The organism is Paenibacillus sp. NPDC093718 (genome assembly GCF_050279985.1).
GTDB lineage: Bacteria > Bacillota > Bacilli > Paenibacillales > Paenibacillaceae > Paenibacillus_AQ.
In genome coordinates this window covers 71,003-91,386 of the sequence record NZ_JBNNUS010000014.1, presented here as the reverse complement: position 1 = coordinate 91,386, position 20,384 = coordinate 71,003, and the positions used below count along the sequence as shown (strand labels likewise).

Sequence of the window (20,384 nt, the reverse complement as noted above, 5' to 3'; positions counted from 1 at the left end):
TAAGCGCTTAATTCACATAATGCTTTTTCCTTAGGATGCAATGAAGATGAAAAGTTGAAAAGGAGATGAACCGGTTGACAACGACACGATTAACGATGGCACAGGCGCTGCTGAAGTTTTTGGATGCACAGTACGTTTCCGTCGATGGAGTGGAGACGAAATTCGTACGTGGGGTAATGGGAATATTCGGACACGGCAATGTAACCGGTCTTGGCGAGGCCTTGGAACGAAGCGCGGGTGACCTGGTTTATGTTCAAGGCAAAAATGAGCAGGGCATGGTGCATACCGCTGCGGCATACGCGAAGCAAAAGAACCGGCGGCAGATCTGGGCCTGCACCTCGTCCATCGGACCCGGTGCGCTCAATATGGTCACCGCGGCAGCTACGGCAACGGTGAATCGCATCCCGGTGCTGCTGCTGCCTGGCGACAACTTCGCCTGCCGCCAGCCTGATCCGGTGCTGCAGCAGATAGAGGCCCCGTCAGATTATACCTTGTCGGCCGCAGATGCATTCAAGCCGGTGAGCCGGTATTGGGACCGGATATCCCGGCCGGAGCAGCTTATCGCGGCCGCCCGTCAAGCGATCCGTGTGCTGACTGATCCGGCGGAGACGGGAGCGGTCACGCTGGCGCTGCCTCAGGACGTGCAGGCTGAGGCGTACGATTATCCGGATTCGCTGTTTGAGAAAACGGTCCACGTCATCGACCGCCGACCGCCGTCGGCGGAAGGACTGAAGCGTGCGGCGGCACGAGTTGCAGCCAGCAAGCGTCCGCTCATCATTGCCGGAGGAGGTGTGCACTATAGCGATGCGATCGCCGACCTGGCTGCATTTGCGGAAGCTTTCGGCATCCCGGTCGCAGAAACGCAGGCCGGCAAAAGTGCGCTTCCCTGGAACCATCCCCTGAACCTGGGCGCCATGGGCGTAACGGGCTCATTGGCGGCAAATCGCGCTGCCGCTAAGGCCGATCTGATTATCGGGGTCGGTACCCGGTATTCGGATTTTACAACGTCCTCCAAATGGGCGTTTCAAAGGGAGGACGTATCGTTCCTGAACCTGAATGTCAACAGCGCGGACGGCGCCAAGCTGGGCGGCGAAGCGCTGATTGCCGATGCGAAGGAAGGGTTGAAAGCGCTGCATCAGAAGCTGTCTCGGGAAGGCTATCAGGCGGGTTACGAAGATAGCGAGCTTGCCGGGTTGAAAGCAGAGTGGGACAGCGAGGTTGACCGCTTGTACGCTGCCGAGCATCCGGACGGCTTGTCGCAGACGAGAGCCCTTGGCGTCATCAATGAGATCATCTCCCCGTCTTCCGTCATCGTCTGTGCTGCAGGCAGTCTGCCGGGAGACCTGCACCGGTTATGGAGACCTTCCGAACCGAAGACGTACCACATGGAGTATGGCTTCTCCTGCATGGGGTACGAGGTGAGCGGCGCCTTGGGTGCAGCCCTCGCGGAGCCGGACCGTGAAGTCTATGCGCTGGTCGGCGACGGCAGTTACCTGATGATGCACTCGGAGCTGGTCACCAGCTTGCAGGAAGGGCGGAAGATCACGATTTTGCTGTTTGACAACCACGGTTTCCAATGCATCCATAATCTGCAGCGAAGCAACGGCAGCGACGGGTTTGGCAATGAGTTCCGGCGCCGCGAAGAAGGGACGGGTCGCTTGACCGGAGAGTACCTCCCGATTGATTTTGCCGCGCACGCGCGAGCCCTTGGCGCTAAAGCCTACAAAGCCAACACGTCTGAGGCACTGCATGAAGCGCTGCTCCAGGCGCAGAGGGAAACCGTGACGACGCTGATCGAGATTCCGGTCATTCCGGGGACGAACACCGATGGTTATGAGTCCTGGTGGCGCGTAGAGGTGCCGGAGGTGTCGGCCTCAAGCAAGGTGACCGAAGCGCAGCGCCAGATGGCTGCCCGAAGCAAGGAAGCAAGGCCCTACTAAACCACACAAAGGAGCGCTGGATATGAGCAACAGGCACTTCAAGCTTGGGATCCATCCTATTAACTGGGTCGGCGAGGACGTTAGGGAGCATGGGGACGACACGACCTTTGAGATGATTGTAGATGATATTGCGGCTTTGGGACTGACCGGTACGGAGATGGGAAGGAAATTCCCTAAGGATCGGACAGTACTGAAACGGGAGCTCGATGCGCGCGGCATTCAGCTGGTTTCCCAGTGGAAGTCGGTGCTGTTCTCTGATCCCGATTACCGGAAGCAGGAGCTGGAGGATTACCGACGGCACGCGGAGTTTCTGGCCGGATTCGGCAGCAAAGTCATCAGCACGGCGGAGGTAGGGGGATCACTTCACTTCGATCCCCGACGGACGCCGAGTGAGAGCATCGTTCTCCGTCTGGATGACGCCGGATGGGAAAGCCTGGCGGAAGGACTGAACCAGGCTGGCGAGATTGCGAAGAGCTATGGCATGAAGCTGGCTTACCATCACCATGGAGGCACGGTAGTGGAGCAGCCGGACGAAATCGACCGCCTGATGGCCATGACCGACCCATCGCTGGTGTTTCTCCTGTACGATACCGGTCATGCCTATTATGGGGGAGCAGATCCGCTTGAACTGCTCCGCAAGCATTATGAGCGGATTGCGTACATCCATCTGAAGGATGTACGGCTTGATATTTTGGAGCAGGCACGACAGGCTCGATGCGATTTTGTGAGCTGTATTCGCAGAGGCGTGTTCACGGTTCCAGGAGACGGCTGCATTGACTTTGCGCCGATTATCGGCGAGCTCGTCAAGCGCGGCTATGACGGCTGGGCGATGCTGGAGGGTGAACAGGACCCTGCGCTGCACCCTGCCAAGGAGTACGCTCAGCAGGCCATCGAATACCTGGAACGGCTGGAAGGCCAGCTGAAACTATAGGGCTGTAGTTAAGCGGCGCGCGAGTTGAAACCAGGCTCATGGCGATTTGACAGAGTTCGAGAACACAGATACCAGCATGCATAGCAGACAGCCAGTAGCTCTCATTCAGGTTTCGATGATTAAGAGCTCTAGGTGATCAGGTGTCAAAGGATAAAGAACTGCAGGTGAATTACGGCCATAGGAGAGTGGGGCCACCCGTTTCTTGGTGCTCACAGCTTGGGGGCCGATCTGATCAAGGAGGTTTATCCATGAGTGAAATCATGTTCAATAACGAAAAACCGGTGGATTTCGTGGCTGTAGGGAGGCTCTGCATCGATCTGAACGCCAATGAAATTAACCGGCCGATGGAGGAAACGAGCACGTTTACCAAGTACGTGGGCGGATCACCCGCCAACATCTGTATCGGGATGGCACGTCTGGGGCTGAACACGGGCTTTATCGGCAAGGTTGCGGACGATCAGATGGGCCGTTTTATTACAAAATACCTTGAGAATAACGGAATTGCGACTAAAGGCGTGTCCACCGACTACACGGGAGCCGTGACGGGTCTGGCTTTTACCGAGATCAAGAGTCCGACCGACTGCAGCATTCTAATGTACCGCGACAACGCCGCGGACTTGCTGCTGGAGACAGGGGACGTGAACGAAGAGCTGATCGCCTCCGCCAAAATGGTGCTGATCTCCGGAACCGCGCTCGCGGCCAGTCCTTCCCGGGAAGCCGTGTTTCTGGCTCTGGACTATGCCAAGCGTCACGGGGCCGTGATCGCGTTTGACCTCGATTACCGTCCGTACACTTGGAAATCTCCGCAGGAGACGGCAATCTACTACAATTTAGCAGCGGAAACATGCGATATTATCCTCGGCACGCGCGAGGAGTTCGACATGATGGAGCAGTTCGGGGGCAACCCGGAACGAAGCGACCGCATCACGGCCGCCAAGTGGTTTGATTACAACGCCAAGATCGTGATTATCAAGCACGGCAAGGAAGGTTCCATCGCGTATACCCCTGGCGGTGCCAGCCATACGGCACAAAGCTTTCCGGCGAAAGTCATCAAGACGTTCGGAGCGGGAGATTCTTACGCCGCCGGTTTTCTGTACGGCCTGATGCAGGGCTGGCCCATCGAGCGCTGCATGGAGTTCGGCAGCGCAGCGGCTAGCATTGTCATCTCCAGCCACAGCTGCTCCGATGCGATGCCAACGAGCGAGGCGGTTCACGATTATATCGAGCGCTGCAAGCGAGGCGAAATTACCTCCAATTCCTGAGTTTAGTTCATGGTCAGGAGCTATATTGGAGATCTGTCATCACTGATGTTTCGTTGTGTTCTATTTTACTGATCCAATCGAAAGGGGCAAACCAGCCATGACGCAAACCCTGAGCAATTATATCGGCGGACAATTCGTTCCATCCCGATCCGAAACAACCGATCCCGTATACAATCCCGCGACGGAAGAGATCCTCGCTTACGTTCCTCTATCCACCAAAGAGGAGGTAGATCAGGCCGTGCAGGCGGCCGCCGAAGCGGGACGTGCCTGGGCCAAGACAGCTGTTCCTCGCCGCGCTCGCATTCTGTTCAAATATCAACAGCTGCTGGTAGAGCACTGGGAGGATCTGGCACGCCTGATTACGGCGGAGAACGGCAAAAGCTATGCCGAAGCCTACGGCGAGGTGCAGCGCGGCATCGAATGCGTGGAGTTCGCGGCCGGTGCGCCTACGCTGATGATGGGCAGGCAGCTTCCCGACATCGCCACCAACCTGGAGTCCGGCATGTACCGGTATCCGATCGGCGTTGTGGCGGGTATCACGCCGTTCAACTTTCCGATGATGGTGCCGTGCTGGATGTTCCCGCTCGCCATCGCTTGCGGCAATGCGTTCGTGCTGAAGCCGTCGGAGCGCACGCCGCTCTTGGCTCAGCGTCTGGCGGAGCTGTTCGCCGATGCCGGTCTGCCGGACGGCGTTCTGAATATCGTTCATGGCGCTCATGATGTAGTCAACGGCATTCTGGAACATCCCGGCATCGCCGCCGTGTCCTTCGTCGGCTCCCAGCCGGTGGCGGAGTATGTGTATAAAACCGCTTCTTCCCACGGCAAGCGTGTGCAGGCCTTGGCCGGAGCGAAGAATCACAGCATTGTGATGCCGACAGCCGACCTGGATGCTGCCGTGACCCAGATCGTCAGCGCGGCCTTCGGTTCCGCCGGCGAGCGCTGCATGGCCTGCTCCGTCGTCGTGGCCGTGGGCGACGTGGCGGAGCCGCTGCTGGAGAAGCTGAAGCAGGCGGCCGATGAGATGATCATCGGTAACGGAGCGGACGAAGGCGTCTTCCTCGGGCCGGTTATCAGGCGAGCTCACAAGGAGCGCACGATCTCTTATATCGAGGCGGGCGAGCAAGAAGGCGCCAGGCTGGTGCGCGATGGACGGAGCGATGAGGCCGTGAGGGGTGACGGATATTTTGTCGGACCGACGATTTTTGATGAGGTGACCAGCGAGATGAGGATTTGGAAGGACGAAATTTTTGCCCCCGTGCTGTCTGTCATGCGTGCGGAATCGCTGGAGGAAGCGATTGAGATTTCCAACCGCTCGGACTTTGCGAACGGGGCCTGCCTGTTCACGCAGGATGGCAGCGACGTGCGCCAATTCCGTGAGCATATCGATGCCGGCATGCTTGGCGTCAACCTCGGCGTTCCAGCACCGATGGCGTTCTTTCCGTTCTCCGGCTGGAAAAATTCTTTCTATGGGGATCTGCATGCGAATGGAACGGACGGCGTGGAGTTCTATACCCGCAAGAAAATGGTAACGGCGCGCTGGTAGCCTTTAAGCAGAGGAGACGTTCATATGAAAACCATTAATATCGGCATTATCGGTGCCGGACGAATCGGCAAAATCCATGCGGATCATCTGCTGCGCATGCCGGGTGCGAAAATTGCGGCCATCGGCGATTTGTTCGCCGGCGACGAGTTGAGGGCCTGGGCAGCGGAACGCGGCATTCCTGTGGTTACGACTAATAGTAACGATATCTTGGAACATCCGGATATCGATGCCGTGTTGATCTGCTCCTCTACGGATACCCATGTCCCGCTGATCAAGCAGGCCGCGGCGAACGGCAAGCATATTTTCTGCGAGAAACCGGTCAGCATGAGCGTGGATCAGACCCGCGAGGCGCTGGCGGCCGTGGAAGCGGCAGGCGTAAGTCTGCAGATCGGCTTCAACCGCCGGTTTGATCATAACTTCAGCCGGGTTCGGGAGATTGTGTCCGCGGGGAGAATCGGGGAAGCGCATCTGATCAAGATTACCTCGCGTGATCCGAGCCCGCCGCATCCGGATTACATTAAAGTGTCCGGCGGGCTGTTTATGGATATGGCCATTCATGATTTCGACATCGCCCGTTTTCTATCGGGTAGCGAGGTAGTCGAAGTGTATGCCCAGGGAGCAGTACTCGTGGACCCTGCCATTGGAGAGCTGGGCGACATCGACACCGCCCTCACTACGCTGCGGTTTGAAAACGGAGCGCTCGGCGTCATCGACAACAGCCGCAAGGCCGTTTACGGTTATGATCAGCGGATCGAGGTGTTCGGCTCCGGCGGCTGCGTCTCCGCTGACAACGACTATCCCAGCACCGCCGTAGTCAGCGGCCCGGATGGCGTTACCCGCGACAAACCACTGTACTTCTTCCTGGAGCGGTACAAGGAAGCGTACATGAACGAGACGCGGCAATTTATCGACAGCTTGCAAAACGGTACCACGGTGCCAGTCAGCGGCCATGACGCCCTTCAGGCAGAGCTGATCGCCCTGGCGGCCAAGCGTTCGCTCCAGCAGGGCCGCCCGGTGAAGCTGGCCGAGCTCACCACCGGCATATCGGCAGGCTAAATCCGAAACCCGGAGAGGCTGCAATTGGCAGCGGGATGTCGAGAGGATGGCTAAGCTGGCTGAACAAGAAGACATAAACGTTTGTGTTCGCTAACCTCCGATCTCTGCCTGAAATCGATATATAAGAAGCTGTCGCCCAAGCGCTGGAATATCTTACTTAAACGGAGAGCTATCTGTTGGAGCTTCATCATTTGCAGAGACAGAAACATTAAGGAGGAATACCATGCCGAACTTAATTGTACCCATAACGACGCCGGACCTGGACGGGCGCGTGCTGTCCATTACGCCGCAAAGCGCAGGCTGGACATATGTGGGCTTTGAAGTATTCCGTTTACGGGAAGGACAGACGCTGAGACGAGTCACGGGAGATCAGGAAGCGGCTCTTGTTCTGTTAACCGGTCGAGCCGACGTGAGGGCCGGGGGAGAGAGCTGGCACAACATTGGCAAACGCATGAGCGTGTTTGAAAAGACGCCTCCCTATACGGTTTATGTGCCCTCACAGAAAGAGTTCGAGGTCACAGCACTAACTGAAATGGAGCTGGCGGTGTGCCTTGCCCCGGGGAAAGGCACTCATGAGGCCCGTCTCATCGCGCCGGAAGAGGTCGGCGTGGAGAACCGCGGGAGCGGGAGCATGTCCCGTCTGGTGCATAATATTTTGCCGGAGCAAAAGCCTGCGGACAGCCTATTGGTGGTCGAGGTGTTTACGGACGGGGGCAACTGGTCCAGCTACCCGCCGCACAAGCATGACCGCGACGAGCTGCCGGAGGAATCGCTGCTGGAGGAAACCTACTACTTCCGGGTTCAGCCGGAATGCGGTTTTGCCGTTCAGCGGGTCTACACCGATGACCATTCGCTGGACGAAACGATGGCGGTCAAAGACGGCGAGGCCGTTATGGTGCCTGAGGGCTACCATCCGGTATCCGCGCCTCCCGGGTATGATGTGTACTACCTCAACGTCATGGCGGGGCCGAAGCGAATATGGAAATTCCGCAATGATCCGGACCATAATTGGCTTATGAGATAAAGCAGGTGAAATCAGGGGACGTGCTATGGACCAGGATCATTAGTGTCATGTCTGCAGGCAGTATTAACGACGAAACGGTCTTGCGCTAATCGATATGAAAGCTCATAATGAATTGAAATGCCAAAATTAAACAAATGGAGTCCAAGGGATGATAAGAGCGACTATTTATGACGTTGCGCGCGAAGCCGGCGTCTCCATTGCTACCGTCTCTCATGTCATGAACGGCAAGGGCAAGATCAGTCGCGAACGGCGTGAGGAGATTCTCAATATCATGCAGCGCCTGAATTATCGGCCGAATGCGATTGCCTCAGCCCTCGCCGGCAAAAAAACCTATACCCTGGGATTGCTCGTCCCCGACATCTCCAACCCCTTTTTCGCCGAGATTGCACGATCGGTCGAGGATCACGGGCATCAGCTTGGATACAGCGTGATCATCTGCAGCACGGACAACCAGGAAGAGAAGGTAAAGCGCTATGTCAGCCTGCTGAGACAAAAGCAGGTGGACGGCGTAATTATCGGTACGGGCGTATCCCATGGCGAGCTGCTTAAGCCGCTTCAGGAGCATTCGCTGGCTATAGCCCTTATCGCTCGGGACAATCCGGCACTTGCCGCCAGCAGCGTTCGAGTTCATGACTTGGAAGGGGGCCGTCTGGCTGCTGAGCATCTGCTTCGTCTCGGTCACCGCAGGCTGGCGGTACTCGCCGAGCATGAACGGGTGACGAGCAGCAATGAGCGGGTAAGGGGGTTTGTCGAGGCTGCCGCCTCCCTCGGTTTGGGGCCATCTCCCGACTATATTGCGGCCTGTGACCATAAGATCGAAGACGGATACCGCCGAGCCAAAGCCATACTGGAACTGGAGGAACCGCCCACGGCGCTGTTTTGCTGCAACGACCTGCTGGCGATCGGCGCACTTCAGGCGATCCGCGAGCTCGGGCTGCGCGTTCCGGAGGACTGTTCGGTCGTCAGCTTTGACGATACGATTCTGGCCCGAGTAACCGATCCGCCGCTCACCGTTATTGCCCAGCCGATGGAACAGATGGGCCGCCTGGCGGTGGACCTTGTGGTCAGGAATCTGTCCAGCCAGGGAGAACCTCCACAGCGAATTGTGCTTCCCCCGGAGCTGGTCATCCGCCGATCCACGGCCCCGCCGCCGGGATAAAATCTTCTGGAGACAATAGGTTACACCACGAATCATGTTCCAGTTAAAACGGACAACAGAGTCGTTATCATAGGCATTGGCAGTCGATTTGATGCTAGTGCTGAATAACGTCTCTAAAGTCCGTTTTTTGATATAGAATTTCATTTCGCTTACATAAGGTTTTTTTAGATCTAAATGGTACACGCGAAGACACCAATCAGCAACCGTTACAGGGTTGAATCATTCGCAGGTTTTGAGCTTTTTCGAAACGCTGCGGGAGCCATCCCTTTGTACTTATGAAATGCTTTACTGAAGTGAAATTCATCATAATATCCGCATGCGTTGGCGATAAACCTCAATGTATACGACGTGTATGCCAAGTAACGCTCTGCATGCCGCATACGGATGTCGGTCAGGTAGTCCTTGGGAGAAACATGCAGATGCTTCATAAACAGCTTTCGCAAATACGACTCCGATATGGCATGTTTTTTTGCTAAGGATCCAATATGAAGCGGATCGGCGTAATGGTCTTCGATGTCTGATTTAATCCGGTGATATGCCTCATATGCGGGCTCTATTAAAGATGGCTTGTTCTGCTGATGTAATTTGGCGATCAGCCTTAGAAGGAGGGCGCTGCTCTCCAGTTCACTCTCCGTATTCCCGGGAACCCAAGCCCTTGTCAACTCGCTGAAACCATGGTCCATCCCGATGGCTTTCTCGCCTAGATAATGGACCTTAAATGGGATTTCAAGCCGCTGAACGCTTTGAGGGAGCTGCCATTCAGACCGGGAATGTTGAAGGCAGCAGCATTCAAACAGCACCATGCTTATGGTAAGAGGGGCTTCCGGAGCGCTTTTCATACGCATCTGCAAGCCTGGTTCCATATAAAACAGCATGCCTTGACTTACCGGATATGCTTGATCCGCATGGAAGATTCCGCTGCCTTCATGGATCCAGTAGAAACTGTGCACTGACGTATTATTACGGATATCAGACCAATTGGAAGAGGTTGTCTTTTGGAAGGTCCAGTTGATCCGCACAACCAAATCTCGAGCATCATACACGGCAGTCCAGCCTCCATTCCGATAGGTGATATAAGAAAAGAATAACTCAGGATCACAACAATCGCCAGGGACATAAGGAGCGATTTTTACATGTTTAGTACCGGCTTTTCTATGGAGTACGCTGCACCAATAATCTAGTGTATAGCTATCCGGATTTTGGGGGGATCCTCAAAGCCGCATGATGGATAGGAGGAGAAGAGATGCTGCGATTATTTGATACCCACCATATTCGAAAGTGCAAGGAAATGGAGGGAATGTGGGAGTTTGCTCCAGTATCCGGCATAGGGGAGCGACCTGCCAGTTACAGTGATAAGCTGCCTGTTCCCGGTTGCTGGGAGATGCATCCACGCTTCGGAAACTATAGGGGAGTTGGGGTATACCGCAAAATCATCTCGCTGTCTCGAAAGACCAATTTGCGAATCGAATTCAAAGGGGTCAGCCACACGGCACATGTTTTTTTCAACGGAGAATTGGCAGTTCGTCATTATAACGCATATACCGCCTTTGACATGGTCATCCCGGAAGTTCAAGCCGGTGAACATGAACTGCTGGTGTACGTGGATAATTCCTTTAACGAGGAATCGGCCCTTCATGTTCCTAACGATTACTATACGTACGGCGGCATTATTCGGCCGGTTGCCCAGGAAGAGATAAGCGATTTATACATTGAAAACGTCATGTTCACTCCATATAAACAGGACGGAGTTTGGCACGGTTCTTGGAAGGTTGTGATTCGAAATCTTGGAAGCCTTATGAAGAAAGGATCACTCCGCGGTTCGCTGGCTGAGGTGGAGGGGGCGCTAGGAAGCTTTGAAGTGAAGCCAGGGGAGCGAGTCGAACGAATAGCCACCGTATCCTATCCCGGTGTGTTGGAATGGTCGCTGGACGACCCGAATTTGTATGTGCTGCGAGCGGTCCTAGCCGTTGATGATACGGATTGCGATGATTGGCTGGACCGCATAGGCTTTCGCGAGATAACAACACATAACGGAAAAATCCAATTGAACGGCCAGGATCTCGTGCTCAAAGGCGTTAACCGGCATGAGGACCATCCCATGGCCGGTTCCTCACTGCCGCTGCCACTCATGGTAAAAGATGTGGACCTCATGACAGAGCTTGGGTGTAACTCTGTTCGGACGAGCCATTATCCGAACGATGAGCGATTTCTCGATCTATGCGATGAACGAGGTATTGCGGTATGGGAAGAAAATCACGCCCGCGGTTTGAGTCTGGAGCAGATGCTGCACCCGAATTTCGGTTGGCAGAGCGAGCAGGTGACTCGTGAGATGGTGCTGCAGCATTTTAACCATCCGTCCATTCTTATATGGGCCATTCTGAATGAATGCGCCAGTCACACGGAGGAGGGGAGAGCTCACTACGAGAAGCAGCTAACCATTATTCGGGAGCTTGACCCTAGCAGGCCCCGGTCCTTCGCTTCCCATCATCGGGATCAAGAGAAATGTTTTGATTTGGCGGAGATCGTATCATTCAATCTCTATCCAGGCTGGTATACCGACGAGAATCCTGGGGAACTGGCGGATCTGGCCAGAAGCTGGGCAGATGCGCTTGGCGGAGAAGGTAAACCCATGATCATGAGTGAATTCGGAGGGGACGGATTCTATGGATTCCGCAGTCCGAATCGGGAGAAAGGCTCCGAGGAGCGGCAGGCCGATATTATCGCGAGCAATCTGAAGGCATACATGAAGCGCGAATACATTTCCGGGATGTTCATATGGCAATTTAGCGATTGCCGCGTGACGGAAGGGCTTGGCTGGCTGCTGAATCGCTCATGCACGCGGAACAGCAAAGGCATCGTGGATGAATATCGGCGTCCGAAGCTGGCGTATGAAACCGTTCGACGACTCTTTATGGGGGAATTATAATATTTGACTGAGTGGTACATAAACCCTATACTTTATAGTAACAAAGATCATGTTCATAAAAGGATGAGGGGAATGACCACGAACGGAAGACCGCGTGAGTTCAAGAAAGAAGCTGTCATTGATGCAGCCATGGACGTATTCTGGTCCAAGGGTTATGAAGCGAGTTCCACGCAAGAGCTGTGCGAGAAGACAGGGCTTGGTAAAGGGAGCCTGTACAATGCGTTTGGCAGCAAGAATGAGTTATTCGAGCAGGTGCTTCAACGTTACAATGATGAAGGCCTGGAGATATCCAGAGAGATTCTGGGCCGGTCCATCCCGGTTAAGGAAAGACTGCGAGCATTGTTTGAATGGGCGATCGGCATGGATTTTTCGGATCCGAATCATCGCGGCTGCATGGCGGTTAATATTAGTATGGAACGTGCTGGACGGGACCCGATGGTTGAACGGATATTCGGGCAATATATTTATGATCTCGAGGAAGACTTGATCAGTGTGATGGAAGAGGCGGTTCAATCGGGGGAGATTCTGGCTGAACGCTCTGCGAAGCAGCAGGCCAGCTTGTTCTTAAGCAGCTACTATGGTCTGCGGGTGATGAACTCCGCTACGATGAATCGAGAGTTAGCCGATCGAATCGTCGAAAGTACACTCGACGCTATTTTCTCTAGAGTATAGATATTATTGATCGGTATTAAAGTAAAGGCCGCATCCATGGGGAGTTCGAAACTACCTTTGGGAGCGGCCTTTGGCTTATCTGTTTTTATGCGCTGGTAAAAAATCATGTCTCTTGAGACGGTGCTTTTAAGCTAAGGACAGCATCTTTTCACCGAATTTCGCATTCTCCAGCAATGGTCGGCCGATGGCTATCATGTCTGCCATCTCATCTGCTAGAATGAAATTGGCGAACGCGCGGGTTCGGATATTGCCGACCGCGATCACCGGTATTTTTACATATTGTTTGATCACTGCAGCATAGGGTGTTTGGTAGCCCTCCGGTGTGGCTAAAGGTGCCGCAGGTACGAGACCGCCCGAAGATACATGCACGGCATCCAGCTCGGATTCCAGGTATGTCAAGGCGAGCGCGACCTCTGCTGGCGTCAGGCCGCCATCGGCAAAATCGGATGCAGAAACCCGCAATTGCACCGGGTAATTGATCCCTACTTCGGTTCGGATGGCCCCCAGAACTTCTTGGATCAATCGGACTCTGTTCTCCAGGCTTCCTCCATAGGCGTCCGATCGCCGATTCGAAAGCGGAGAGAGAAATTGGTGGAGCAGATGACCATGAGCGGCATGAAGCTCGATTCCATCAAAGCCGGCCTGCCGGCTTCGTCGGGCAGCCATCCGGAACTGTTCGATGACTTCGTTAATGTCTGCTTGCGTCATCGTTTGAGGGAGCACGTATTCACCATCGTAGGCAATCGCGCTAGGAGCAATGGGTTTCTTGGTGACGGCGGGCCATGCTTTTCTGCCGGCGTGGGTTAATTGGATGAAGATTGGCGTTCCTTTCGCATGGACGGCATCGACAATCCTGCGTAGGGGAAGCGTATGCTGCTCGGTATAGATCCCGATATCGTCCGGGAACAGCCGGCCATTTGCTGAAACGACAGTAGATTCGATAATGATCAAACTAACATGTTCCGCTCGTTCACTGTAAAATTTCACATGGTAATCCGTTGCATAAGAGTCCGGCGTTCCTTGATTTTGCTGCATAGGAGCCATGATCAGTCGGTTCTTCAATTGTACCGTTCCGATTTGGATGGGATCGTGCAGGTTGATGGTCATTGTATATTTCCTCCTTGAATGAATGCTTGTTAACCTAGTTCCATTGTATAAATCGGGGCCTTGCAGTTACAGATGAAACTCAAGGCATTCCTACCGTATTACTTTGAATTTATAGCAATTTCGTGCATTCGAATTTGAAATTGAATTTACGTAAGGAAGAGGAGTGTATACATGGATCAGATTGATCTTCAAATCTTGGAGTTGTTAAAAAATAATGCAAGAATCTCCTTCTCCGAATTGGGGAGAAAGGTCAATATGACGCAGCCTGCGGTATCCGAGCGTGTGAAGCGTCTGGAGGAGAAGGGAGTAATTGCGGGATATCGAGCGGTTATTTCACCAGAAAAAATGGGGAAGGGCGTAACGGCTTTCATCATGATTCAAGCCACCCATTGTGACCGGCTGACGGCATTCGCCAAACAATCGCAGGAGGTCACCCAGATTTATCAGGTCAGCGGACAATACAATTTTCTTATGAAAATCGAAACGGATTCCATGAAATCTCTCGAAACCTTCATCTATCAGTGCAGTGAGTACGGCCACACCACGACGATGACGGTTCTTTCCACGCCTCTCGACTAACAAGAATAAGAACATCCGGGGAGATAAGGCTGGTACACGATCTGGACCGTTGATTCAACAACCCAAACCATCATCCGCTCGATTTGCTATTTGATCGGGTTGATGGTTTTTTTATGTTTTTTACTATGTTATCAGCTCTTTGATTTCATGTAGGGTCCGTACGCTTGATTTGTGTTCTAACGCTTCTCGGCTTCCAGTTGATCATGAGAACCAGCTGATCCCTCATATAAGGGACGGAATAGTGGAAATTGTTCTCGATCCAGTGGGATACCAGGCCGATTAAAGCGTGCATGTTGTAGATGATGAGAAGTTCATGGTTGAGTTCTCCCCTGGGATAGTCCAAATCCTCCGTGGCGATTTGCTTTAATGCCGAGAACATTTTATCCCGGACCAGCGGCAGAACATCACTTTTGAATAAGGCCGTATATACATCTGCATTTTGATGAATATGATCAAATATTGTTACGGCATTCGCAGGCAGCTCATCGATATGAAATACGTCTACTTCCCCGTAGGGAGCCCGGAAGGAAGCAATCAGTTCCTCCATTAATGGAGTCAGGATATCATTCAGAAGAGACTCTTTGTTGTCGTAGTGGGTATAGAAGGTTCCTCTGTTGTAATTGGCTAACTCTACGATTTCCGTAATGGAAATGCTGGAGAAACTCTTCTGCGAGAGGAGTGATAGAAGCGCTTGCTTTAAAGCTTCTTTGCTGCGGACGATGCGACGGTCGGTCGTTTTATTGCTCGTTTTCATAGAGTCGAGTCCTTTCGGTTAAAAATATAACGAATTTTAATTATTGAAATATAAACAAATTTATGTTTTTTGTTCGATATCGCACACATTCTTGTTTTTTAATGATTGTGACCTAAATCATACTACAATTATACTAGAATTGACATATGTCATGTATTATACAGTTGTTGAATATTGTCACTGAATTTCGAAATGATATCAAACCAATAATGGGGGTATGGAACATGAGATTAGCTGGTAAAGTTGCGATAGTTACGGGTGCTGCTTCCGGTATGGGAAAAGCGACAGCGGAACTGTTTGCCGCCGAAGGCGCAAAGGTTGTTGTGTCTGACCTGCGTCTTGAGGCAGCGCAAGCCGTTGTTGACGGAATTACGGCAAAAGGCGGCACGGCCCTCGCATTGGTAGCGAATGTGGCCAAGGAAGAAGATGTTCAGCAGCTGGTAGATGCTACTGTTAATGAATATGGAACGCTTGATATTTTGATCAACAACGCTGGCATTATGGACAACTTCGTACCGGCTGCTGATCTAACGGATGAATTGTGGGATCGCGTATTTGCCATCAACACAACGGGACCGATGAGAACCATTCGTAAATCATTGCCAATCTTCCTGGAGAAGAAAAGCGGAGTCATTGTCAACATTGCATCTGCTGGAGGTCTAATGGGGTCCAGAGCAGGGGCAGCGTATACGGCCGCTAAGCATGCCGTTGTCGGATTAACGAAGAATGTCGGTTTCCAATATGCAACGCAGGGAATCCGTTGTAATGCGGTTGCTCCAGGCGGCGTCAGCACGAATATCGGCATCACCCTCAACGCACCGAACTCGTTTGGCATGGAAAGAGCTATGGCTGGGATTAACCTGAACCCGCGGACAGGTGAACCGGAGGAAATTGCGAAAGTGGTATTGTTCCTGGCTTCCGATGAAGCCAGCTTTGTCAACGGTACTGTGGTTACAGCCGATGCAGGCTGGACTGCATATTAATAAGCAAGAGCAAGCGCATGGGCTTTCTAAAGGATACCTCCTTTAGAAAGCCTTGTTTTTTTGCGACGGAGTAACGGTTGAAACTTTCCCAGCTCATAAATAAACCATTAGTAATCTACACAACCTATATCAGTCTATTGATGGTCATCCGAATGTTACATAGGTATTCTTCGAGGAGGGAGCGGGTTGTGGAAATATTTCTTATGGTACTTATGTTTCTGGTCCTTGTCGGTATTTCAAACATCATCAATCGATTTCTGCCGTTCATACCTGTCCCGTTGATTCAGATTGCGCTTGGGATCGGGGCCGCCTATATTCGCGGGTTCCATCACGTTCCGCTGAACCCGGAATTATTCATGGTGCTGTTTATCGCGCCGCTCTTGTTCAATGACGGGAAGCTTACCCCGCGCGAAGAGTTATGGAAGCTCAGGTCCAGTATTCTGCTGCTGGCGCTAGGTCTCGTATTTGCAACGGTTCTGATCGCGGGACCTTTCATTCATTGGCTTATTCCGACCATACCGTTATCGGCTGCATTTGCGCTGGCGGCGATACTCTCGCCTACCGATGCGGTTGCGGTGGGCTCCCTGTCAGGCAGGGTGAAGTTGCCGGGAAAAATCATGCATTTACTTGAAGGCGAAGCGCTGATGAATGATGCATCCGGTCTCGTTGCATTTAATTTTGCGATTGCGGCTACAGTAACGGGTTATTTTTCTTTAACGAATGCCATCGGCAGTTTTTTTGTTATTGCGGTTGGAGGCATCGTGATCGGTGCACTTCTAGGATTTCTTGTGATCTGGTTCCGAATGCTGCTGCGCCGGCTCGGTATGGAGGACGTTACGCTTCATATGCTGATCATCATTCTGACGCCATTCATCATCTACCTTATAGCCGAGGAATTTCATCTATCCGGGATTCTGGCTGTCGTTGCAGCGGGTGTCACCCATGCTGTGGAGAGGGATCGCATGCGTTCGGCGTCCATAAAGCTCAGAGTGGTATCGGACAGCACCTGGTCGGTCATTCTCTTCACGCTAAATGGGCTGGTGTTCATTCTGCTCGGGCATGAAATCCCAGGGGTCGTTAATCAAATATGGAGTGACCCTGCCTATAACAATGGACAAGTTCTCGGTTATATTTTTCTTATAACGGCTGTACTGATAATGCTGCGTTTCGTTTGGGTCTGGGCATCTACGAACCGTCAGTTCAAATCTTCCCTGCTGACTGCACTATCGGGCGTACGGGGAGCATTGACGCTGGCTGCGGCTTTTTCCATACCGCTAACCCTTGCGGACAGCCGTCCTTTTCCGGAGCGAAGCTTAATGTTATTCATCTGTGCGGGCGTGATCTTGTTAACTCTGGTGATCGCGAGTGTTCTGCTTCCGCTTCTGACACGGGAGAAACATGTGGATTCGTCCGCGGTGATCAATCGCGAGAAAGAAGCACGGCTTCATATGCTGCAAGCGGGTATCCGTACCGTGCGTGAAGAAATGACGGATGAAAATAAGGAAGAGGCAGTTCAGCTCATCTATGCGTATACGAAGCGTCTTCAGCAATCTCAAATAACGGATAAGAGCGACATGCGAGAGTTCTGGGAAGCCACGATCACAGTCAGAAGAATCGGTCTTACAGCGGAACGGAACGTTGCAGAAAGATGGCTTAAGGAACATAAAGCTTCCGCAAGGGTCGCGGAGCAGTTCCTATCCTCGCTGAACAAAGTCGAGATGCTGCTTACCAGCCGATATAAGTTCAAGCTGCTCATGAAGAATTTATGGCGGAACTTGAAGCACTTGTTGAAAAAAAACGAGTCCAAAGATACGCGCATGTCTCCGGATCATCCGGATTGGGATATGTATAAAGCATTGAAGTTGGAGGCCATTCGCGCAGCAATACATGAGATTCAAACGGTGAAACCGGCGGAGAGGCAGGAAGTCTTGCAAGCGGTTATTGCAGACTATCGCGCAATGGAGCATTATCTTCAGAATGATCTTGTATGGAGCCGTAAGAAACAGAAGCTCAGCAGCGAACGTAGGGAACTGGAACTTAAAGCGATTCAGTCCGAGCGTAACGAGATACAAAGCATGTATGAACAGGGCGATATTGACCGGGCGCTGGCGAGTCATCTGAGAATGGATGTGAATTACCGAGAGGCGAATTTGTATGAGTCTCAAGCACTGGTTGAAGACGAGGGCCATTAGACGATGGTCCTTGTTGCGCTTGATGGAGTGTCAGGTTTACGTTACAATAATGAAAAGCTTGATGGGAACGACAGCTAATGCTGCAGAATGCCTATTTAAGGCAATTCTAATCTTAAAAAGGGGGTAGGAACATGAGCATCCATAAAGAAGCGGCCTCCAAAAAATCGACAATGGCCTGCCCGTCCACTTATAAAACCTTCAGTCTGGCTGTACAAGCGCTGGTTACGCTTGAACGTCACTCCGGTAAATGCTCGAGCGGCGATATCGCCTCGTATTTGCACTCGGAATCCACTTTGATTCGACGTGTGCTGAAAACACTAGCGCAAGCCGATATGATTGAGTCGCGTGAAGGAAGAGACGGGGGATACCGGCTGAAGAAGAATGCCTGCGACATTACACTGGCTGAAGTTTACTCGATTCTTCAAGTCCACAGCTCCATCAGCGACAGCATGCTGGATGCGGCTTCCGGACATTGTTTTGCCGAGGAAATCAAGGAATCCTTTGTCGGCATTCTATCCGAGATTGAGGACAGTACCCTGAAAATACTGGAATCTCGGACGATCGCGGACATCGCTCAGTGAACCTTTCAAAATGTGATTGACAAAGAAATCCAGTCTGCTATATACTGTGCATAAATCAACACAGTTAATTCGCGATTTAAACTGTGCAAAAAAATGCACAATATAATTTTGGAGGGGAAAAACCATGTCTACCATAACAAAACCCGATTTTCAAACCGTGATTCAGGAACGCCACTCGGTTCGTCAGTACGACCCGTCGGTAAAGATTCCAAGAGAAGAGCTGGAAGCGATTCTGAAGGATGCTACACTGGCACCTTCCTCAAGCAATCTGCAGCCATGGCGCTTTCTTGTGATCGATGATGCTGAGCTTTTGAAGAAGCTGCATCCGATTGCCAACAATCAGGAGCATGTACTTCAAGCCTCGGCCGTCATAGCTGTACTTGGCGATATGAAATGGTATGAGAAGGGCGAGAAGATTTATTCCATGTCTGAAGAAGCGGGATATATGACCGAAGAGGTGAAGCAGCGCTTTATCTATACGGCCGAAAATCTGTATGCGAATATGGAACAATCCGTGAAAGAAAGCATCGTGGATGTGGATGCCGGACTGATCTCCATGCAGCTGATGCTGAGCGCGCGGGCCAGAGGGTATGATACTGTACCGATGGGCGGATATAACAAAGTTCAATTCGTGGAAGAGTTCAATATTCCTTCCCATTACCGCAGCGTCATGTTGATTGCCATCGGGAAAGCAGCCGCTCCAGGTCGGCCAACGGTAAGATTGCCGCTTGAAGACGTTGCTTTCTGGAATGAAATCTAAAACATAATCAAAAAGAACGGAGATCCTGTTTGGTGATCTCCGTTCTTTTTGCGTTGATCTGATGATGCCCATGATTCGAAGAACTAATTCTCGCCGATTCATATCTAAAGGATGGGGTTAACGAGCAAAGCGTGTTAATTTGGAAGTTTCACTGCTCCGTGCAAGAATAGATCTACGATCTCAACAGCCATATCACGAGGGCTGGCATAACCGCTTCGGGTATCTTCACGATTGCCCAGCATCAGCATCGCCGAAAAAGCCTGCGCCATGAGCAGAGGATTACCTTCCCGAAGCTCGCCGGAACGCATGGCTTGATCAAACCGATCGGCGATGACTTCATGAATGCGCTGTTCCGCCTCGCGGATCGCGGCCATCTGCTCCTGGGATAAAAATGGCTCGGCTTCCCGCATCATGGTCTCCATCTCGGCATGAGGCTTGGCAATCTTCGCTTCGGCTACACGGATCAATCCAGACTCTAGGGTATCGGCTTCCTGCAGAAAGCGATGAGTCGAAGCATATGCTTTATCTAGAATCGTGGTTACCGCTATTTTAAACAGCTCGGGTTTACTTGTGAAATGATAGTAGATGGAAGCCTTGGTCACTTGGCAAGCCTTCGCGATCTGCTGCAACGATACGGACTCGTAGCCGTTCTCCATGAACAACTTGGAGGCGGTCCAGAGGATGGTTTCCTGGACGGGAGTCTGATCGGCAGTGGCTTTGGGACGCCCGGGATTTCGGGAGTTGCGTATTTTTGTCATGATGACCTCCTGTCTATAGTGTAAGACATGAAGGGCGCATTTTCAAAATAAATATTGATAATTAACCTACCGGTATATATAATTAATTTGCAATGCTACTTTTTCAGGTTTATGAAGGAAGAATCATGATAAGTACAAAGACTACGAAGGAATGGAG

At 52.2% G+C, this 20,384-nt stretch carries 18 protein-coding genes; 14 read left to right on the top strand and 4 right to left on the bottom strand.

Going from position 1 to position 20,384, the window contains the following annotated elements:
• Window positions 1-74 precede the first annotated feature (74 nt).
• The 7 genes from iolD to ACQKPA_RS29735 all read left to right on the top strand — a co-directional run bounded on the left by iolD (window position 75) and on the right by ACQKPA_RS29735 (window position 8,915).
• The gene (gene iolD / locus ACQKPA_RS29765) at window positions 75-1,940 is read left to right on the top strand and encodes a 3D-(3,5/4)-trihydroxycyclohexane-1,2-dione acylhydrolase (decyclizing) (protein WP_427496000.1); all 1,866 of its coding nucleotides are present in this window, start codon (window positions 75-77) and stop codon (window positions 1,938-1,940) included.
• Between the two features lie 22 nt (window positions 1,941-1,962).
• On the top strand, window positions 1,963-2,871 hold the full coding sequence (gene iolE / locus ACQKPA_RS29760) for a myo-inosose-2 dehydratase (RefSeq protein ID WP_427495999.1): 909 nt from the start codon (window positions 1,963-1,965) through the stop codon (window positions 2,869-2,871).
• A gap of 248 nt (window positions 2,872-3,119) precedes the next feature.
• Window positions 3,120-4,133 carry a 5-dehydro-2-deoxygluconokinase gene (iolC, locus tag ACQKPA_RS29755; protein WP_427495998.1) on the top strand — a complete coding sequence of 338 codons (1,014 nt, stop codon included), beginning with the start codon at window positions 3,120-3,122 and terminating at the stop codon, window positions 4,131-4,133.
• A 97-nt stretch (window positions 4,134-4,230) separates the two neighbouring features.
• Window positions 4,231-5,676 carry a CoA-acylating methylmalonate-semialdehyde dehydrogenase gene (locus tag ACQKPA_RS29750; protein WP_427495997.1) on the top strand — a complete coding sequence of 482 codons (1,446 nt, stop codon included), beginning with the start codon at window positions 4,231-4,233 and terminating at the stop codon, window positions 5,674-5,676.
• Between the two features lie 24 nt (window positions 5,677-5,700).
• A complete protein-coding gene (gene iolG / locus ACQKPA_RS29745; RefSeq protein WP_427495996.1) occupies window positions 5,701-6,732 on the top strand; it encodes an inositol 2-dehydrogenase in 1,032 nt (343 codons plus the stop codon).
• 223 nt (window positions 6,733-6,955) lie between these two features.
• Window positions 6,956-7,756, top strand: coding sequence for a 5-deoxy-glucuronate isomerase (gene iolB / locus ACQKPA_RS29740; protein WP_427495995.1), 801 nt, complete (start codon window positions 6,956-6,958; stop codon window positions 7,754-7,756).
• A gap of 148 nt (window positions 7,757-7,904) precedes the next feature.
• Window positions 7,905-8,915, top strand: a complete 1,011-nt coding sequence (locus ACQKPA_RS29735) for a LacI family DNA-binding transcriptional regulator (RefSeq protein WP_427495994.1) — start codon at window positions 7,905-7,907, stop codon at window positions 8,913-8,915.
• Between the two features lie 206 nt (window positions 8,916-9,121).
• On the opposite strand, the gene ACQKPA_RS29730 is transcribed toward ACQKPA_RS29735, so the two are convergent.
• Entirely contained in the window at window positions 9,122-9,958 is an 837-nt protein-coding gene (locus tag ACQKPA_RS29730; RefSeq protein ID WP_427495993.1) for a helix-turn-helix transcriptional regulator, read from the bottom strand.
• Window positions 9,959-10,158: 200 nt separating this feature from the next.
• On the opposite strand from ACQKPA_RS29730, the gene ACQKPA_RS29725 reads away from it, so the two are divergent.
• Window positions 10,159-11,841: a glycoside hydrolase family 2 protein gene (locus ACQKPA_RS29725; protein WP_427495992.1), complete on the top strand. Its 1,683-nt coding sequence runs from the start codon at window positions 10,159-10,161 to the stop codon at window positions 11,839-11,841.
• A gap of 72 nt (window positions 11,842-11,913) precedes the next feature.
• Window positions 11,914-12,513 (top strand): TetR/AcrR family transcriptional regulator, encoded by a 600-nt coding sequence (locus ACQKPA_RS29720; protein WP_427495991.1) that lies wholly within the window; start codon window positions 11,914-11,916, stop codon window positions 12,511-12,513.
• 126 nt (window positions 12,514-12,639) lie between these two features.
• On the opposite strand, the gene ACQKPA_RS29715 is transcribed toward ACQKPA_RS29720, so the two are convergent.
• Window positions 12,640-13,620 carry an NADH:flavin oxidoreductase gene (locus ACQKPA_RS29715; RefSeq protein WP_427495990.1) on the bottom strand — a complete coding sequence of 327 codons (981 nt, stop codon included), beginning with the start codon at window positions 13,618-13,620 and terminating at the stop codon, window positions 12,640-12,642.
• Window positions 13,621-13,791: 171 nt separating this feature from the next.
• Here ACQKPA_RS29715 and ACQKPA_RS29710 point away from each other — a divergent pair, with 171 nt between their 5' ends.
• The gene (locus ACQKPA_RS29710; protein ID WP_427495989.1) at window positions 13,792-14,199 is read left to right on the top strand and encodes an Lrp/AsnC family transcriptional regulator; all 408 of its coding nucleotides are present in this window, start codon (window positions 13,792-13,794) and stop codon (window positions 14,197-14,199) included.
• Between the two features lie 145 nt (window positions 14,200-14,344).
• On the opposite strand, the gene ACQKPA_RS29705 is transcribed toward ACQKPA_RS29710, so the two are convergent.
• On the bottom strand, window positions 14,345-14,953 hold the full coding sequence (locus ACQKPA_RS29705) for a TetR/AcrR family transcriptional regulator (RefSeq protein WP_427495988.1): 609 nt from the start codon (window positions 14,951-14,953) through the stop codon (window positions 14,345-14,347).
• A 224-nt stretch (window positions 14,954-15,177) separates the two neighbouring features.
• On the opposite strand from ACQKPA_RS29705, the gene ACQKPA_RS29700 reads away from it, so the two are divergent.
• The 4 genes from ACQKPA_RS29700 (at window position 15,178) to ACQKPA_RS29685 (ending at window position 19,469) form a co-directional block, all read left to right on the top strand.
• The gene (locus tag ACQKPA_RS29700; RefSeq protein ID WP_427495987.1) at window positions 15,178-15,936 is read left to right on the top strand and encodes an SDR family oxidoreductase; all 759 of its coding nucleotides are present in this window, start codon (window positions 15,178-15,180) and stop codon (window positions 15,934-15,936) included.
• A 188-nt stretch (window positions 15,937-16,124) separates the two neighbouring features.
• On the top strand, window positions 16,125-18,128 hold the full coding sequence (locus ACQKPA_RS29695) for a Na+/H+ antiporter (protein WP_427495986.1): 2,004 nt from the start codon (window positions 16,125-16,127) through the stop codon (window positions 18,126-18,128).
• A 131-nt stretch (window positions 18,129-18,259) separates the two neighbouring features.
• Window positions 18,260-18,709, top strand: coding sequence for an RrF2 family transcriptional regulator (locus ACQKPA_RS29690; RefSeq protein WP_194543194.1), 450 nt, complete (start codon window positions 18,260-18,262; stop codon window positions 18,707-18,709).
• A gap of 124 nt (window positions 18,710-18,833) precedes the next feature.
• A complete protein-coding gene (locus ACQKPA_RS29685; protein WP_427495985.1) occupies window positions 18,834-19,469 on the top strand; it encodes a nitroreductase family protein in 636 nt (211 codons plus the stop codon).
• Window positions 19,470-19,603: 134 nt separating this feature from the next.
• On the opposite strand, the gene ACQKPA_RS29680 is transcribed toward ACQKPA_RS29685, so the two are convergent.
• Entirely contained in the window at window positions 19,604-20,227 is a 624-nt protein-coding gene (locus tag ACQKPA_RS29680; RefSeq protein WP_427495984.1) for a TetR/AcrR family transcriptional regulator, read from the bottom strand.
• Between the last annotated feature and the right edge of the window lie 157 nt (window positions 20,228-20,384).

What these genes read in the sequence shown, in the direction of transcription:
- iolE (WP_427495999.1), top strand. Translation starts at nt 1,963, where the DNA reads ATGAGCAACAGGCACTTCAAGCTTGGGATCCATCCTATTAACTGGGTC.
- iolC (WP_427495998.1), top strand. Translation starts at nt 3,120, where the DNA reads ATGAGTGAAATCATGTTCAATAACGAAAAACCGGTGGATTTCGTGGCT.
- ACQKPA_RS29750 (WP_427495997.1), top strand. Translation starts at nt 4,231, where the DNA reads ATGACGCAAACCCTGAGCAATTATATCGGCGGACAATTCGTTCCATCC.
- iolG (WP_427495996.1), top strand. Translation starts at nt 5,701, where the DNA reads ATGAAAACCATTAATATCGGCATTATCGGTGCCGGACGAATCGGCAAA.
- iolB (WP_427495995.1), top strand. Translation starts at nt 6,956, where the DNA reads ATGCCGAACTTAATTGTACCCATAACGACGCCGGACCTGGACGGGCGC.
- ACQKPA_RS29735 (WP_427495994.1), top strand. Translation starts at nt 7,905, where the DNA reads ATGATAAGAGCGACTATTTATGACGTTGCGCGCGAAGCCGGCGTCTCC.
- ACQKPA_RS29725 (WP_427495992.1), top strand. Translation starts at nt 10,159, where the DNA reads ATGCTGCGATTATTTGATACCCACCATATTCGAAAGTGCAAGGAAATG.
- ACQKPA_RS29720 (WP_427495991.1), top strand. Translation starts at nt 11,914, where the DNA reads ATGACCACGAACGGAAGACCGCGTGAGTTCAAGAAAGAAGCTGTCATT.
- ACQKPA_RS29715 (WP_427495990.1), bottom strand. Translation starts at nt 13,620, where the DNA reads ATGACCATCAACCTGCACGATCCCATCCAAATCGGAACGGTACAATTG.
- ACQKPA_RS29710 (WP_427495989.1), top strand. Translation starts at nt 13,792, where the DNA reads ATGGATCAGATTGATCTTCAAATCTTGGAGTTGTTAAAAAATAATGCA.
- ACQKPA_RS29705 (WP_427495988.1), bottom strand. Translation starts at nt 14,953, where the DNA reads ATGAAAACGAGCAATAAAACGACCGACCGTCGCATCGTCCGCAGCAAA.
- ACQKPA_RS29700 (WP_427495987.1), top strand. Translation starts at nt 15,178, where the DNA reads ATGAGATTAGCTGGTAAAGTTGCGATAGTTACGGGTGCTGCTTCCGGT.
- ACQKPA_RS29690 (WP_194543194.1), top strand. Translation starts at nt 18,260, where the DNA reads ATGAGCATCCATAAAGAAGCGGCCTCCAAAAAATCGACAATGGCCTGC.
- ACQKPA_RS29685 (WP_427495985.1), top strand. Translation starts at nt 18,834, where the DNA reads ATGTCTACCATAACAAAACCCGATTTTCAAACCGTGATTCAGGAACGC.
- ACQKPA_RS29680 (WP_427495984.1), bottom strand. Translation starts at nt 20,227, where the DNA reads ATGACAAAAATACGCAACTCCCGAAATCCCGGGCGTCCCAAAGCCACT.